Annotated in this window: 10 protein-coding genes; 4 read left to right on the top strand and 6 right to left on the bottom strand. The window is 72.2% G+C overall.

Annotated features, from left to right (window positions below; genetic code table 11):
* Positions 1 to 83 precede the first annotated feature (83 nt).
* Genes ACWEK3_RS02850 through ACWEK3_RS02865 form a run of 4 tightly spaced genes read right to left on the bottom strand, consistent with a single transcriptional unit; the run spans position 84 to position 5,868 of the window.
* Entirely contained in the window at positions 84 to 1,244 is a 1,161-nt protein-coding gene (locus ACWEK3_RS02850) for an acyl-CoA dehydrogenase family protein (protein WP_361415501.1), read from the bottom strand.
* 6 nt (positions 1,245 to 1,250) lie between these two features.
* The gene (locus ACWEK3_RS02855) at positions 1,251 to 2,219 is read right to left on the bottom strand and encodes a hydroxymethylglutaryl-CoA lyase (RefSeq protein ID WP_384425616.1); all 969 of its coding nucleotides are present in this window, start codon (positions 2,217 to 2,219) and stop codon (positions 1,251 to 1,253) included.
* Positions 2,216 to 4,234, bottom strand: a complete 2,019-nt coding sequence (locus ACWEK3_RS02860) for an acetyl/propionyl/methylcrotonyl-CoA carboxylase subunit alpha (RefSeq protein WP_450538231.1) — start codon at positions 4,232 to 4,234, stop codon at positions 2,216 to 2,218. The genes ACWEK3_RS02855 and ACWEK3_RS02860 overlap by 4 nt, the downstream gene beginning before the upstream one ends.
* Positions 4,235 to 4,251: 17 nt before the next feature.
* Positions 4,252 to 5,868: a carboxyl transferase domain-containing protein gene (locus tag ACWEK3_RS02865; RefSeq protein WP_453248743.1), complete on the bottom strand. Its 1,617-nt coding sequence runs from the start codon at positions 5,866 to 5,868 to the stop codon at positions 4,252 to 4,254.
* A 107-nt stretch (positions 5,869 to 5,975) separates the two neighbouring features.
* Between ACWEK3_RS02865 and ACWEK3_RS02870 the strand changes: the two genes are divergently transcribed.
* From ACWEK3_RS02870 to ACWEK3_RS02880, 3 genes are all read left to right on the top strand, one after another.
* Complete coding sequence (locus ACWEK3_RS02870; protein ID WP_361415507.1) at positions 5,976 to 6,584, top strand: SACE_7040 family transcriptional regulator; 609 nt, start codon at positions 5,976 to 5,978, stop codon at positions 6,582 to 6,584.
* Between the two features lie 340 nt (positions 6,585 to 6,924).
* Positions 6,925 to 8,082, top strand: a complete 1,158-nt coding sequence (locus ACWEK3_RS02875; RefSeq protein WP_453248744.1) for an acyl-CoA dehydrogenase family protein — start codon at positions 6,925 to 6,927, stop codon at positions 8,080 to 8,082.
* 13 nt (positions 8,083 to 8,095) lie between these two features.
* Entirely contained in the window at positions 8,096 to 9,010 is a 915-nt protein-coding gene (locus tag ACWEK3_RS02880; RefSeq protein ID WP_365417217.1) for an acyl-CoA thioesterase, read from the top strand.
* Positions 9,011 to 9,231: 221 nt separating this feature from the next.
* On the opposite strand, the gene ACWEK3_RS02885 is transcribed toward ACWEK3_RS02880, so the two are convergent.
* Together ACWEK3_RS02885 and ACWEK3_RS02890 are read right to left on the bottom strand one after the other, a co-directional pair.
* The gene (locus ACWEK3_RS02885) at positions 9,232 to 10,020 is read right to left on the bottom strand and encodes a phosphatase (protein ID WP_453248745.1); all 789 of its coding nucleotides are present in this window, start codon (positions 10,018 to 10,020) and stop codon (positions 9,232 to 9,234) included.
* Between the two features lie 62 nt (positions 10,021 to 10,082).
* Positions 10,083 to 11,687: a PucR family transcriptional regulator ligand-binding domain-containing protein gene (locus tag ACWEK3_RS02890; protein WP_453248746.1), complete on the bottom strand. Its 1,605-nt coding sequence runs from the start codon at positions 11,685 to 11,687 to the stop codon at positions 10,083 to 10,085.
* 192 nt (positions 11,688 to 11,879) lie between these two features.
* Here ACWEK3_RS02890 and ACWEK3_RS02895 point away from each other — a divergent pair, with 192 nt between their 5' ends.
* A complete protein-coding gene (locus ACWEK3_RS02895; protein WP_390725624.1) occupies positions 11,880 to 13,340 on the top strand; it encodes a sodium:solute symporter in 1,461 nt (486 codons plus the stop codon).
* The last annotated feature ends 10 nt before the right edge of the window (positions 13,341 to 13,350 follow it).

A 13,350-nucleotide genomic window follows, 5' to 3' on the forward strand; every position in this document is an offset into this window, starting at 1 on the left:
GCCACGGAAGCGCGCGTCCGTGCGTCGCGGCTGCCGGACGGATCGGGGGCGGCGGGGCCCCATCCGTCCGAGAGCCGAGGAGATCAGCCGACCAGCCCCAACTCCCGCGCGATCAGCATGCGCTGCACCTCGCTCGTGCCCTCGCCGATCTCGAGGATCTTGGAGTCGCGCCACATACGGGCCACCGGATACTCGTTCATGAAGCCGTAGCCGCCGTGGACCTGGGTGGCGTCGCGGGCGTTGTCGACGGCGATCGTCGAGGAGTAGAGCTTGGCGAGCGCGGCCTCCTTCTTGAAGGGCTCGCCGGCCACCAGCCGGTAGGCGGCGTCGCGCCAGGCCAGGCGGGAGGTGTGGGCCTTCATCTCCATGTCGGCGATCTTGAACTGGATGGCCTGGTTGGAGCCGATGGGCTTGCCGAAGGCGTGGCGCTCCTTGGCGTACTTCACCGACTCGTCCACACAGCCCTGGGCCAGCCCGGTCGCCAGCGCCGCGATGGCGATCCGGCCCTCGTCGAGGATCCGCAGGAACTGCGCGTAGCCGCGGCCCAGTTCGCCCAGCAGGTTCGCCGCCGGCACCCGGACGTCGGCGAAGGACAGCTCACGGGTGTCGGAGGCGTTCCAGCCGACCTTCGAGTAGGCGGGCGCCACCGTGAAGCCGGGCGTGCCGGAGGGGACGATGATCGAGGAGATCTGCGGGCGCCCGTCGGGCTTGTGGCCGGTCACCGCGGTCACCGTCACCAACCCGGTGATGTCCGTGCCCGAGTTGGTGATGAAGCACTTGGTGCCGTTGATCACCCACTCGTCGGTGTCCGGGTCCAGCCGGGCCGTCGTACGCGTCGCGCCCGCGTCCGAACCGCCGTCGGGCTCGGTGAGGCCGAAGGCGCCCAGTATCTCGCCGGAGCACAGCCGCGGCAGCCACTCGCGCTTCTGCTCCTCGGTGCCGAAGAGGTGGATCGGCATGGCGCCGAGCGAGACCCCGGCCTCCAGGGTGATGGCGACCGAGGAGTCCACCCGGGCCAGCTCCTCCAGCGCGATGCCCAGCGCCAGGTAGTCGCCGCCCATGCCGCCGTACTCCTCCGGGAACGGCAGCCCGAACAGGCCCATACGGCCCATCTCCCGGACGATCTCGTACGGGAACTCGTGCCGCTCGTAGAGGTCGCCGATCTTCGGGGCGACGACGTCGTGGGCGAACTGCTCCACCGTACGGCGGAGTTCCTCCAGCTCGGGGGAGAGACGGTGGTTCATCGTCGATCACTGCTCCTTGTGGGAGAGGGCACGGAGGGTGCGGGAAGGGCTGGGGCGGCCCAGCTGGTCGGCCATCCACGCGCTGGTGGCGGTCAGGCGGCCGAGGTCGACTCCGGTCTCGATGCCGAGACCCCGCAGCATCCACACGAGGTCCTCGGTGGCGAGGTTGCCGGTGGCGGATTTGGCGTACGGGCAGCCGCCGAGGCCGCCCGCGGAGGCGTCGACGGTCGTGACGCCGTGCTGGAGGGCGGCCAGGGTGTTGGCGAGGGCCTGGCCGTAGGTGTCGTGGAAGTGCACGCCGAGCGCGGAGGTCGGCACGTGCTGCTCGTTGAGCGTGGCCAGCAGTTCCAGGACGTGCCCCGGGGTGGCGACGCCGATCGTGTCCCCGAGGCTCAGCTCGTCGCAGCCCATGTCCAGCAGCGCCCTGCACACGTGGGCGACCTGGTGGAGCGGGACGGCGCCCTCCCAGGGATCGCCGAAGCACATGGAGACATAGCCGCGGACATGGGCGCCCTTCTCCTTCGCGCGGGCCACGACGGGCTCGAAGACCGCGAGCGACTCCTCCACCGTGCGGTTGAGGTTGGCCTTGGCGAAGGACTCGGTGGCGCTGGCGAAGACGGCGATGCGGTCCGCTCCCAGGGCGAGCGCGCGCTCCAGCCCGCGCGCATTGGGCACGAGGACCGGCAGACGCACCCCCTTCAGATCCTTGACCTGCGGGAACAGCTCCTCCGCGTCCGCCAGTTGGGGAACCCACTTCGGGTGGACGAAGCTGGTGGCCTCCACGGTGGTCAGGCCCGCGTCGGCGAGGCGGCGGATGAACTCCGCCTTGACCTCGGTCGGCACGGTCGCCTTCTCGTTCTGCAGTCCGTCGCGCGGTCCGACCTCGTGGATCCTGATCCGCGCGGGCAGGTCGGGGGCCGGGACCACCATCGGGAGGCCGGTGTCCGAGGTGCTCAAGCCGTCCGAGGCGTTCATGCCGTCTCCTCCTCCACGGGGGCGATGACCGCCAGGACCTGGTCCATGGCGACCGTCGTGCCCGGTGTGACGTCCAGTTCGGTGACGGTGCCGGCGTGCGGCGCGGAGATGACGTGCTCCATCTTCATCGCCTCGACCACCAGCAGGCTCTGCCCCGCGGCCACCTCGTCGCCGACCGCGACCTTCACCACCGTGACCGTGCCCGGCATGGGGGCGGTGAGCGAGTCGGCGCCGGAGTGGGCCGCGCGGCTGAGGGAGGCGGCCACCGGGTCGTGGTCGCGCACGTGCCAGGCGTCGCCGTCGCGGGCCAGCCAGGTGCCGTCCGGCACGGCGGCGAAGGTGTGCACGATGCCGTCGAGCTGGAAGGTGAACCGGTCGTCGGTGCCGGCTCGCGGGGGCAGGCCCCCGGACCCCCGACGAGGTGTGCCGGATCCCTCCGTCAGCACGTCGGTTCCGCCGTCGGGCGTGCGGCGCACGTGCACGGCGACCGGCTCGTGTCCCGGCACGCGCAGATGGTGGACCGTCCAGGCCGGCTCGCCGCCCAGGCGCCAGCCGTCCGCGGCGGAGAACGGGTCCACCCAGCCGGACGCGCCTGCGGGACCGAGCGCCGCTTGACGCAGCAGCGCCGCGGCCTCGTACACCTCGGCCGGCACCTCCGTGGGGACCAGCTCGTCGACCACCCGCTCCACCAAGCCCGTGTCCAGCTCGCCCGCCACCACGGCCGGGTGGGCCAGCAGCCGGCGCAGGAACCCGGCGTTGGTCTGCACGCCCAGCGTGACCGTCCCGGCGAGGGCCGCCCGCAGTTTCCTGAGCGCGGTGGCGCGGTCCGGGCCGTGGGCGATCACCTTGGACAGCATCGGGTCGTACAGGCTGCCGACCTCGGTGCCCTCGCTGAGCCCGGAGTCGGTGCGCACACCGTCTCCCTCCGGCTCGCGCAGCCCGAGCACCGTGCCGCCCGAGGGCAGGAACCCGCGTGCCGGGTCCTCCGCGCACAGGCGGGCCTCGATCGCGTGACCGGTCAGCCGGACGTCCTCCTGGGCGAACGCCAGCGGCTCGCCCGCCGCCACCCGCAGCTGCCACTCCACCAGGTCGAGACCCGTGATCAGCTCGGTGACCGGGTGCTCCACCTGGAGGCGGGTGTTCATCTCCATGAAGAAGTAGGACGCCGGGTCCCCGCCGGGGACGATGAACTCCACCGTGCCCGCGCCCCGGTACCCGCAGGAGCGGGCCGCCTGGACCGCGGCCTCGCCCATCGCGGCCCGGGTCTCCTCGTCGAGGAGCACGCTCGGCGCCTCCTCGACGATCTTCTGGTGGCGGCGCTGGAGGGAGCACTCGCGCTCGCCGAGGTGCACCACGTTGCCATGGCCGTCGGCCAGGACCTGGATCTCGATGTGCCGGGGGCGGTCGACCCAGCGCTCGACCAGCAGGGTGTCGTCGCCGAAGGAGGCGCGGGCCTCACGACGGGCGGCGGCGATCTCCTCGACGATCAGGCCGGCGTCGCGCACCAGCCGCATGCCCTTGCCGCCGCCGCCGGCGGACGGCTTCAGCAGCACCGGCATGCCGATCTCACGGGCCGCGTCGGCAAGCTGGGCGTCGGTGAGCCCGGAGCCGCTGGAGCCGGGGACCACCGGCACCCCGGCGGCCTTCACCGTCTCCTTGGCGCGGATCTTGTCGCCCATGAGGGAGATCGCGTCCGCGGAAGGGCCGATGAAGACCAGCCCGGCCTCCTCGCAGGCGCGCGCGAACCCGGCGTTCTCCGCCAGGAAGCCGTACCCCGGGTGGACGGCCTGCGCGCCGGTGCGGGCGGCGGCCTCCAGGATCCGCTCGACGGACAGATAGCTCTCGGCCGCGGGCGCCGGGCCGATCCGGACCGCCGTGTCGGCCTCCCGGACATGCCGGGCGCCGGCGTCGGCGTCGGAGAAGACGGCCACCGAGCGCACGCCGAGCGCGCGCAGCGTTCGGATGACCCGGACGGCGATCTCGCCCCGATTGGCCACCAGAACCGTTTCGAACATCGTCACGAGGTCCCCCCTCACATCCGGAAGACGCCGAACTGGGGGTCACCCAGCGGGGCGTTGGCGCACGCGGTCAGAGCCAGGCCCAGCACCTGGCGGGTCTCCAGCGGGTCGATCACGCCGTCGTCCCAGAGGCGGGCGGTGGCGTAGTAGGCGTTGCCCTGGTGCTCGTACTGGGCGCGGATGGGGGCCTTGAAGGACTCCTCGTCCTGCGCCGGCCACTCCTCGCCGCGGGCTTCGAGCTGGTCCCGCTTGACGGTGGCGAGCACGGAGGAGGCCTGCTCGCCGCCCATGACGGAGATCTTGGCGTTCGGCCACATCCACAAGAAGCGGGGCGAGTAGGCCCGGCCGCACATGGAGTAGTTGCCCGCGCCGTACGAACCGCCGACCACGACGGTCAGCTTGGGCACGCGGGTGCAGGCGACCGCGGTGACCATCTTGGCGCCGTGCTTGGCGATGCCGCCCGCCTCGTAGTCCTTGCCCACCATGAAGCCCGAGATGTTCTGGAGGAACAACAGCGGGATTCCGCGCTGGTCGCACAGCTCGATGAAGTGGGCGCCCTTCTGGGCGGACTCGGAGAACAGGATGCCGTTGTTGGCGACGATCCCGACCGGGTGGCCGTGGATCCGGGCGAAGCCGGTGACGAGGGTCTGCCCGAACTCGGCCTTGAACTCGGCGAAGCGGGAGCCGTCGACCACGCGCGCGATGATCTCGCGGACGTCGTAGGGGGTGCGGGGGTCGGCGGGCACCGCGCCGTACAGCCCGTGGGGGTCGATCTTGGGCTCGACCGTCTCGGTGACCTCCCAGGGCAGGGTGCCGCGCGCGGGGAGGGTCGCCACGATGTTCCGCACGATGCGCAGGGCGTGGGCGTCGTCCTCGGCGAGGTGGTCGGTGACACCGGAGATCCGGGAGTGCACCTCGCCGCCGCCGAGCTCCTCGGCGGTCACGACCTCGCCGGTGGCCGCCTTCACCAGCGGTGGACCGCCCAGGAAGATCGTGCCCTGGTTGCGGACGATCACGGCCTCGTCGCTCATCGCCGGGACGTAGGCCCCGCCGGCCGTGCAGGAGCCGAGGACGGCGGCGATCTGCGGGATCCCCGCGCCCGACATCCGGGCCTGGTTGTAGAAGATCCGCCCGAAGTGCTCCCGGTCGGGGAAGACCTCGTCCTGCATGGGCAGGAAGGCGCCGCCGGAGTCGACCAGGTACAGGCAGGGCAGGCGGTTCTCCAGGGCCACCTCCTGGGCCCGCAGGTGCTTCTTCACCGTCATCGGGTAGTAGGTCCCGCCCTTGACGGTGGCGTCGTTGGCGACGATCACGCACTCGCGGCCGCTGACCCGTCCGATGCCGGCGATGACCCCGGCGGCCGGGGCCTGGTCCTCGTACATCCCGTCGGCGGCCAGCGGTGCCAGCTCCAGGAAGGGCGACCCGGCGTCGAGGAGGGTGTCCACGCGGTCGCGCGGCAGCAGCTTCCCGCGCGCCGTGTGCCGGGCGCGCGCCCTCTCGCCGCCGCCGAGTCGTGCGGCGGCGAGCTTGCCGCGCAGTTCCTCGGCGAGCTCGCGGTGTGCCTGTTCGTTGGCTTGCCAGGCCTCCGACGCGGGATCGGCCGCGCTCGTCAGCTCCGGTGCCTCGTGCATCCTTGCGGTCCCCTCACCCGGTGGTCGGTGCGCCCGACTGTTAATGAGCGTTAACCCGTTTCCCTTCAGGTTAACGAGCGCTAACCTCCCTGTCTAGAATTACTTCCATGGCCACCCGAACCGATGCCCCCACCCGCCGCGAGCAGATCCTCAAGGAAGCCGCGAGGCTCTTCGCCGAACGCGGCTTCCACGGTGTCGGCGTCGACGAGATAGGCGCCGCCGTGGGCATCAGCGGGCCGGGTCTGTACCGGCACTTCGCGGGCAAGGACGCGATGCTCGCCGAGCTGCTGGTCGGCATCAGCGGTCAGCTCCTGACGGGGGCGAAGCGGCGTCTGGCCGAGGCCGACGGGGTGGCCGGGCCGGAGGCGGTGCTCGACTCCCTCATCGAGGGGCACATCGACTTCGCGCTCGACGACCGTCCCCTCATCACCTTGCACGACCGGGAGCTGGACCGCCTGCGGGACAGCGACCGCAAGCTGGTGCGCCAGCTTCAGCGGCAGTACGTCGAGCTGTGGGTGGAGGTGGTCCGCCAGGTCCATCCGGATCTCGGCGAGCCGGCCGCGCGGTCGGCCGTGCACTCGGTGTTCGGGCTGCTGAACTCCACGCCGCATCTGGGGCGGGCCGGGTCTCTGCCGGGGCGCGGGGCCACGGCGGAGTTGCTGCATCGGATGGCTCGCGGGGCGTTCGCGTCGGCGCCTTCGCCTGCGGCGGGCTGAGCGGTGTGTGGGTGCGGCCCGGCTTGTGATGGGGCTGTGCCCCATGCCCCGGGGGTGTGCCCCATGCCCCGGGGGTGTGTGGTGTTTGGTTCGCCCCCGCCGCCCCTACCCGTCCCATCCCGGAGGGCTCGCCCCCGGACCCCCGTGGTTGCCTGCGGGTTCGTGGGGGCTGGGCGCGCAGTTCCCCGCGCCCCTGGTGGGCGAGGGGCTTCGCACCCGCCCACTCCAGCTCGCCGCTTCCGTGACCTGTGTTACCCGGGCTGCTCTTTACGGCGTTGTGTACTCGCCGGTACGTTGGTGTGAGCAAGCGCTTAGACAGTCCGTGTGTGGAGGTGGCGGCGTGCGCCGTACGGTGTTCAATGAGGATCACGAGGCGTTCCGGGAGACCCTCCGCGCCTTCGTCGAGGCCGAGGTCGTACCGGTCTACGACGAGTGGTGCGCCGCCGGCCAGGTCCCGCGCGAGTTCTACTACCGGCTCGCCGAGTTCGGCCTGTTCGGCATCAACGTCCCCGAGGAGTACGGCGGCGCCGGACTCCAGACGCACCGGTTCGAGGCCGTCCAGTACGAGGAGACCGCCCGTGCGGGCGTCACCTTCGGCGGCTCCGGCGTCCACGTCCTGCTCGCGCTGCCCTACCTCAAGATGCTCGCCACCGACGAGCAGAAGAAGCGCTACCTGCCCAAGTTCGTCTCCGGCGAGGAGATGTGGGCCATCGCGATGACCGAGCCCGGCACCGGCTCCGACCTCGCGGGCATGAAGACCACCGCCCGGCTGAGCGAGGACGGCACGCACTACGTCCTCAACGGAGCCAAGACCTTCATCACCGGCGGCGTCCACGCCGACAAGGTCATCGTCTGCGCCCGCACCGCCGCCCCGACGGCCGAGGACCGCCGTCACGGCATCTCCCTGTTCGCCGTGGACACCCGGTCCGAGGGCTACTCGGTGGGCCGCAAGCTCGACAAGCTGGGCCTGAAGGCCTCCGACACCGCCGAGCTGGCGTTCGTCGACGTCAAGGTGCCGGTCGAGGACCTGCTCGGCGAGGAGAACAAGGGCTTCTCCTACCTCGGCGCCAACCTGCCCTCCGAGCGGTGGGGCATCGCCTTCGGCGCCTACGCGCAGGCCGCCGCCGCCGTCCGGTTCGCCAAGCAGTACGTGCAGGAGCGCACCGTCTTCGGCAAGCCGGTCGCCCACTTCCAGAACACCAAGTTCGAGCTGGCCGCCTGCCAGGCCGAGGTGGACGCGGCGCAGGCCGTCGCCGACCGCGCGCTGGACGCCCTCGACGCCGGCGAACTCACCCCCGCCGAGGCCGCCTCCGCCAAGCTGTTCTGCACCGAGGTCGCCCACCGCGTCATCGACCGCTGCCTCCAACTGCACGGTGGCTACGGCTACATGAACGAGTACCCCATCGCCCGCCTGTACGCGGACAACCGCGTCAACCGCATCTACGGCGGCACCAGCGAGATCATGAAGTCGATCATCGCCAAGGACATGGGCCTGTAGGGCAGGCCGGCGCATGAACCCAGCACTTCGGTCCCTGCTCGATCTGCTCGACCTGGAGCGGATCGAGCGGGACATCTTCCGCGGCCAGTCCCGCTACGCGGTCGTCCCGCGCGTCTTCGGCGGGCAGGTCGCGGCTCAGGCGCTGGTCGCCGCCGGGCGCACGGTTCCCGGGGACCGGCACGCGCACTCGCTGCACGCGTACTTCCTGCGCCCCGGCGATCCGGGCGCGCCCATCGTCTACACCGTGGACCGCATCCGCGACGGCCGCTCCTTCACCACCCGCCGGGTCGTCGCGGTCCAGCACGGGCAGCCCGTCTTCCACCTCTCGGCGTCCTTCCAGACGTACGAGGAGGGGCTGGAGCACCAGGCGCCCATGCCGCCCGCCCCGGACCCGGAGACCCTGCCCACCTCGCAGGAGCGGATGCGCGGCTACGGCCATCTCCCGCGCCAGGTCGTGGAGCGGTTCCTGGAGGCCCGCGAGGCCGTCGACCTGCGCTACGCCGACGAGCCGCCGTACGGCAGGTTCGGCGAGCCGCGTGAGCCGCACTCCCAGGTGTGGTTCCGGGCCAACGGCAAGCTCGACGGCGACATCGACGAACCGCTCCTGCATGTCGTCCTCGCCACCTACGTCTCCGACATGACGCTGCTGGACTCCGTGCTGCTCGCGCACGGCCGCGGCGGCTGGGCGGTCGGCGACGTGGTCGGGGCCTCGCTGGACCACGCGATGTGGTTCCACCGGCCGTTCCGGGCCGACGAGTGGCTGCTGTACGACCAGGAGTCCCCCTCCGCACACGGCGGTCGCGGACTCGGCCAGGCCCGCATCTACACGCAGGACGGCCGGCTGGCGATCTCGGTGATCCAGGAGGGCGTGGTCCGCGTGCCGCGGTCCGAGGACGCCCCGCCGGCCCGATCCGAACGAGAGGCCTAGTGCTGCGACCGGAAAGGTTCACCGGCTCGCGACGCCCGGCACGGCACTCCTCCAGCCTTCGGCCGGGGGTACCCCCACGTCGCGTTGTCGCATCACCCGAGTACATCCAGTACGCGGGCGATGCTCCGCCTTGCGATGCTCCCCCACAGCCCGAACGGCGTGGGAGGTACCCCCAGCACCGGACGCCGCGAGCTTTCCGGCAAACCTTTCCGGTCACAGCGCTAGCCCAGGCCCGCCTGGTCCAGCAGGTACGCCGTCATCGGGTCGTAGTACCGGGGGCTGACCACGTGGTCGTCGAGCGGCACGGTCACCTGGACGGTCCCCTCGGCCTCGGCGACGAACAGGGCCGGGTCGTTGCAGTCGGCGTAGCCGACCGAGTCCACGCCGTGCTGACCGGCGTATCCCGCCCAGCCGTGGTCGGCGACGACCAGGTCGGGCAGCGGGCGGCCCTCGCGCTCCAGGCCGGTGAGGATGGCCCGCATCGGCTCACCGGAGTGGGTGTGCCACAGCGTGGCGCCGTGTTCCAGGACGGCCACGTCCGCGAACTGCATGACGTACCCCTCGTCCGTCTGGAGTCCGTCCGGGATCACCACGATCTCGCAGCCGGCGGCGCGCAGGGCGGCGGCGGTGGCGCGGTGCACGTCGAGCAGGCCGCCGGGGTGACCGGTGGCGAACAGCACGCGCTGACCGCTGTCGGCCGCCTTGCGCAGCCGGCCGGCCATCCGCTCCAGGGCGTCGACGGTCAGTTCGGGGTCGATGGTGTCCTGGCCGTGGCGGTGCTCCGGGTCGTCGTTGACGCCGACGCGCTCCGCCATCACCGCCAGCACGTCCTGCTCGTCGCTCCAGCGGTCGCCGAGCTCCAGACCGAGCCAGAAGTTGCGGTCGCCGTTCGCGAGCTTGCGGTAGTGGGAGAGGTTGTTCTCGCGAGGGGTGGCGACGTCCCCGGCGATACGGGTCCTCACGAGGTGGTCGACGAGCTCGGCGCGGCTGGGTGTCCCGGATATCGGCATGGCTCCCATTGTGGTGCAGCGCACTGCCCGCGTCGCCGGTGTTCCGGCCGCTGGGACGCGGGTCACGCCCACCGCAGGGCGAACCACAGCTCCATGCGGACGTCGGGGTCGTCCAGGTCGGTGCCGAGGAGGGCGGCGCAGCGGGCGATGCGCTGGCGGACGGTGTTGCGGTGCACCGACAGGGCGACCGCGGTGCGGTCCCAACTGCCGTGCAGGGAGAGCCAGGTGCGCAGCGTCTCGATGAGCGCGGGAGCCGCGCCGAGCGGCGCGAGCAGCGCCTGGGCGTGGGCGTCGGCCTCGTCCCGCGGGAGCAGGTCGGTCAGGCCGGGGCGAGTGCCGTGGCCGACCAGGGCGGTGCGGGTGGCGCGGGCGCGGGCCAGGGCGCGGGCCGCCTGGGAGTCGGCCGTCGCCCAGTCGCCGGGGCCTACGGCGGTGCTCACCCCGAGGGCCCAGCCGGGCTGGGGGCCCGGCTCCCGCTCGGCGGGCAGGAGGACCCGTACGACCCCGTCGGCGAGGTCGACCAGGGCCGAGCCCAGCGCGGCGCCGAGCGCGGCGGCGGCCACGGCGTCGGCCGCCTGGGTCTCCGGCCGCGCGTGCACGACGACCCACCGCCCGGTCCCGAGCAGCGGCGCCACCTCCTCGGGCGCCGCGCCCAGCAGCACCCGCACCAGCGCCGAGGAGCGGGCCGCCCCCGTACCGCTGCGGTGCTCGCCGGTGAGCAGCGAGAGCAGCACGGCGGCCACCGACGCGATGGTGTGGTCCCCGGGCTCACGGCGCGGCGAGGACACCCCGAGTACGAAGCCCTGCCCGGTCCCGAGGGCGTAGGCGGCGAGATGGCTGCCGGCCACGGTGTCGGTGGCGGAGGAGGGCGCGGGCCGGCCGGCGGGAGCGACTGCCGGGGCGGGACGGCCGGTCGGGGGCGGAGCCGGGGCCGTGGTCGTCCGGACGGGCGTGCCCGGTGGGGTCGGGGGCGCCGTGGTCGTCGGGGCCGGGCGGACCACGTCCGTCAGATGGGCGAGCGCCTGGCGGGCCGCGTCGTGCGGGGCGCGGCCCGCCGAGGCGATCTCCGCGCCGTCGGGGCCGTACAGGGCCGCCCAGCCGGTCAGGCGCTGGGCCAGCTGGCGCAGGACGGACGGGATGGGGTCGGGGCGGGAGGCGGCGGCCGCGAGCCTCTGCTGCGCCTCCGTGACGCGGCGCAGTTCGGCCAGCCGGGCCTGCGCCATCAGCTGCCAGACGGCGCGGGCGACGCCGGAGAAGGTGGTCTGCGGCGGGACCTCGAGCAGCGGCAGGCCGTGGGCCTCGCAGGCCGCCACCAGGGTGCGGGGCACCGCGTCGTGCACCGGCGCCAGACCGAAGCCGATGGCCGCGCCGCCCGCCGCCACCACCCGGGAGACGTAGGTGTCGAAGTACGGGCCGGTGGCGTCCGCCGGGGTGACGTGCACGCCGGCCGTCAGCAGCAGCTCGCCGCCCAGCAGGTACGGGTAGGGGTCGGCCATCTCCGAGGTGTGCGCCCAGTGGATCACGGTGTCCCGGTCGGCCGGGCCGGCGATCAGGCGCAGCGCGAGGTCCTCCCGGGCCAGCAGCGCGGACAGCGGGATCGGTGGGGTCGGTGGGACCGCGGGGGCCAGTGACACAGTTGCGTCCGGCATGATGTGCATTCCCTCCATACCGCCGCGACTCGAATGGATGAAAAGTACACTTCGCAGTCGCTTTTCGGCCACCTAGTGTCTAGGGGACCGGCAGCCACGGGTACGGGCGATGTCCCCGCGAGCCCTTGCCGACGTCCACCCCACATATCTGCACGAACCCAAACATCTGCACGACACCGCCACCCGGATGTGCGCGAAGGAGGGCCCCACATGGCCGTCGACTACACAGTGATCGTCGTCTATCTCGCCGGCATGCTGGCCATGGGCTGGTGGGGCATGCGCCGTGCCAAGTCCAAGAGCGAGTTCCTGGTCGCGGGCCGCCGCCTGGGTCCCGCGATGTACTCCGGCACCATGGCGGCGATCGTCCTCGGCGGCGCGTCCACCATCGGCGGCGTCGGCCTCGGCTACAAGTACGGCCTCTCCGGCGCCTGGATGGTCTTCACCATCGGCCTCGGGATCCTCGCCCTCTCGATCTTCTTCTCCGCCCGCATCGCCCGCCTGAAGGTCTACACCGTCTCCGAGATGCTCGACCTGCGCTACGGCGGCCGGTCCGGCGTCATCTCGGGCGTGGTGATGTGGGCGTACACCCTGATGCTGGCGGTGACCTCCACCATCGCGTACGCCACGATCTTCGACGTCCTGTTCGACCTGAACCGCACCGTCGCGATCATCCTCGGCGGCACGATCGTCGTCGCCTACTCCACCCTCGGCGGCATGTGGTCCATCACGCTGACCGACATGGTGCAGTTCGTGGTCAAGACGATCGGCGTGCTGCTCCTGCTGCTGCCCATCGCCGTCGTCAAGGCGGGCGGCTTCAGCGAGATGAAGGCCAAGCTGCCGACCTCGTACTTCGACCCGCTGGGCATTGGCGGCGAGACGATCTTCACCTACGTGCTGATCTACACCTTCGGCATGCTCATCGGCCAGGACATCTGGCAGCGCGTGTTCACCGCCCGCAGCGACACCACGGCGAAGTGGGGCGGCACCGTCGCCGGCACCTACTGCCTGGTCTACGCGATCGCCGGCGCGGTCATCGGCACCGCCGCCAAGGTGCTCTACCCCAATCTCGGCAGCGCCGACGACGCCTTCGCCACCATCGTCAAGGACGACCTGCCCATCGGTGTCCGCGGCCTGGTGCTCGCCGCCGCCCTGGCCGCGGTGATGTCCACCTCCTCCGGCGCGCTGATCGCCTGCGCCACCGTCGCCAACAACGACATCTGGTCCCGGCTGCGCGGCGTGGTCCGCCGCGACGGGGAAGAGCACGACGAGGTCAAGGGCAACCGCGCCTTCATCCTGATCATGGGCGTCGGCGTGATCTGCACCGCCATCGCGCTCAACAACGTCGTCGAGGCGCTGACCGTCGCCTACAACCTGCTCGTCGGCGGGCTGCTCGTGCCGATCCTCGGCGGGCTGCTGTGGAAGCGCGGCACCGTGCAGGGCGCCCTCGCCTCCGTGATCGTCGGCGGCGCCGCGGTCATCGGCCTCATGGCGGCCTTCGGCATCCTCGCCAACGAGCCCGTCTACTACGGCCTGCTGTCCTCCCTGGCCGCCTACGTCGTCGTCTCCCTGGCGACGAAGCCGACCGACGAGGCCGTCCTCGCCGCCTGGCGCGAGCGGCTCGCCGGGCGTACCCCCGAACTCGCGTCCGAACCGGCCCCCGCGCATCAGTAGAGTCGATCAC

This window comes from Streptomyces sp. NPDC004721, assembly GCF_053601495.1.